Below are 508 nucleotides of genomic sequence, written 5' to 3'. Positions count from 1 at the left end.
GTGAGCTGGGCGTCAATGTGAATCTCGTGGGCGGCACGGGCCCGAAGAACCGCATCACGCAGGAAGACGTGCAGCGCTACGTCAAGGGCGTGATGAGCGGCCAAGCCGCGGCGCCGGGCAAGGCTGCCGCCGGTGCACCGGCTGGCGGCGGCGAGCTAAATCTGCTGCCATGGCCGAAGGTCGACTTCACCAAGTTCGGCCCGGTCGATCCGAAGCCGCTGTCGCGCATCAAGAAGATTTCGGGTGCGAACCTGCACCGCAATTGGGTCATGATCCCGCACGTCACGAACAATGACGAAGCGGACATCACCGAGCTGGAAGCCTTCCGCGTGCAGATGAACAAGGACCACGAAAAGGCCGGCGTGAAATTCACGATGCTGGCGTTCGTGATCAAGGCAGTCGTGGGTGCGCTGAAGAAGTTCCCGACCTTCAACGCGAGCCTGGACGGCGACAACCTGGTCTTCAAGCAGTATTTCCACATCGGCTTTGCGGCTGATACGCCGAATGG

Annotated in this window: 1 protein-coding gene; it reads left to right on the top strand. The window is 61.6% G+C overall.

The window, feature by feature from the left end:
* Positions 1 to 508, top strand: a 508-nt coding sequence (locus D1614_RS29080; protein ID WP_175579333.1) for a 2-oxo acid dehydrogenase subunit E2, incomplete at both ends; no start/stop codon positions are given.

Origin of the sequence: Maribellus luteus (assembly GCF_003576475.1) — a bacterium.
GTDB lineage: Bacteria > Bacteroidota > Bacteroidia > Bacteroidales > Prolixibacteraceae > Draconibacterium > Draconibacterium luteum.
This window is presented reverse-complemented; position numbering and strand designations above follow the sequence as displayed.